Source organism: Kitasatospora humi, assembly GCF_020907985.1.
Classification (GTDB): Bacteria; Actinomycetota; Actinomycetes; order Streptomycetales; family Streptomycetaceae; genus Kitasatospora; species Kitasatospora humi.
Window position 1 is genome coordinate 1 of sequence record NZ_JAJJPA010000138.1, and the last position, 1,571, is coordinate 1,571.

Here is a 1,571-nt window from a genome sequence, read left to right on the forward strand (position 1 = left end):
TAAGAAGCCGTTGTCGTACCGATCTTGATGGACGTGAGTTCGACTGGAACAGCTCGGTCGGGTGATCTTGCCGCGTGGCGAGTATGAAGACAGGGCCTCTGGTGCAGCTCGGGGTTGTCGAGACCTTGAGCGCGCCAGGAGGCCCTGTTGTCGCAGTTGTACGCCCTCACGCCGGTCGGCTCCAACTCGGCTGCCCCGGAGTGTGATTGTCTCGCCCACCGGTTCGGGAACGCCGGGAATAACCCGCACAGGCGTCCGAGGTACCCCTCGGACATGACGGATGCGGAGTGGGCCGTCGTACGCGACGCGATGCCCGTGCCCGCCTGGCTGGAGGGAAGGGGTGGGCAGCCGGAGGGTTACTGCCACCGGCAGCTGGTCGACGCGGTGCGCTACCTCGTCGCGGGAGGCATCACCTGGAGGGCGATGCCCGCGGACTTCCCCGCCTGGGACCGCGTCTACGCCTTCTTCCGGCGCTGGCGGGACAAGGGCCTGGTCGCCGAGTTCCACGACCGGCTGCGGGATCGGGTCCGCGAGGCAGCGGGCCGCGATCCGGAGCCGACCGCTGGCATCATCGACGCCCAATCGGTGAAGGCGGCGGCGTCGGTGCCGGCCGCCACGCGGGGATTCGACGGCGGGAAGAAGGTGAACGGCCGCAAGAGGCACATCGTCGTGGACACCCTCGGGCTGCTGCTGACAGTGCTGGTCACCGCAGCCTGCGTCACCGACCGCGAGGCCGGCAAGACATTGCTGGAGCGGCTGCGTGAGCGGCACTGGCGCATCACGCTGGTGTGGGCCGACGGCGGCTACACCGGGCGCCTGGTCGACCTCGCCCGCGACGTTCTGCGGATCGTGCTGACCGTGGTCAAGCGGACCGACGACGCCACCGGGTTCACCGTGCTGCCGAAAAGGTGGCTGGTCGAGCGGACGTTCGCATGGCTGATGCGTTCCCGCCGCCTGGCCCGCGACTACGAGACCCGCACCGACACCGCCGAAGCGATGATCCGGTGGTCGATGACCATGGTCATGAGCCGCCGGCTCGCCCGGCGAGCACGCTGAACATCCCCGGCCGTTCCTCGGCCAGCCAGCCCCGCGCGGCCAAGCGCTTCACCTTCGACCGCACCCCCTCAACCTTCCCCGCCACCACCTCCAGGCCCAAAGCCGCCGCGAGCTGGCGACAGTCCATCTCCTCCCCGCTCTCCGCCAGGACCTCCACGAGCCGCTGGTAGTCCGGCGCCAGCGAGTCGAGAGCGAGCCCTTCCCTCCAGGCGGGAACCACCGATCCGGGCACTGCCCTTGCGACCCGCGCAGGCCGTTCACCGGCCATACCTGCCAGCGGCGCCTCCTCGCCTGCGCGGGGTTCTGCCAGAACCTCGGCCACCGTCTGACGGGCGATCACGAACCGTTCCCACGCGGCTTCCGCCTCCTGCAGCTGGGTCTGCAGGGCCTCCACCCGTTGCCGGGCAGCACGCTCACGCTCCTCCAACAGCCCCATCACCGACGGCATCCGGCACCTCCATCGAAGAGACGACACGACACCACGTCTCTGCCACCGAGGCGCCGGCACTATGCCT

The 1,571-nt window shown here is 69.6% G+C and carries 2 protein-coding genes; one reads left to right on the forward strand and one right to left on the reverse strand.

Annotation, left to right across the window (positions count from 1 at the left end):
- The first annotated feature begins 273 nt into the window (after positions 1-273).
- Positions 274-1,056: an IS5 family transposase gene (locus LN042_RS36740; protein WP_230055813.1), complete on the forward strand. Its 783-nt coding sequence runs from the start codon at positions 274-276 to the stop codon at positions 1,054-1,056.
- Here LN042_RS36740 and LN042_RS36745 read toward each other — a convergent pair.
- Positions 1,022-1,504: a hypothetical protein gene (locus LN042_RS36745; protein ID WP_230055814.1), complete on the reverse strand. Its 483-nt coding sequence runs from the start codon at positions 1,502-1,504 to the stop codon at positions 1,022-1,024. The genes LN042_RS36740 and LN042_RS36745 overlap by 35 nt on opposite strands.
- Between the last annotated feature and the right edge of the window lie 67 nt (positions 1,505-1,571).

Excerpts from the sequence above, each read along its gene's own strand:
- LN042_RS36745 (WP_230055814.1), bottom strand. The coding sequence starts at position 1,504 with ATGCCGTCGGTGATGGGGCTGTTGGAGGAGCGTGAGCGTGCTGCCCGG.
- LN042_RS36740 (WP_230055813.1), top strand. The coding sequence starts at position 274 with ATGACGGATGCGGAGTGGGCCGTCGTACGCGACGCGATGCCCGTGCCC.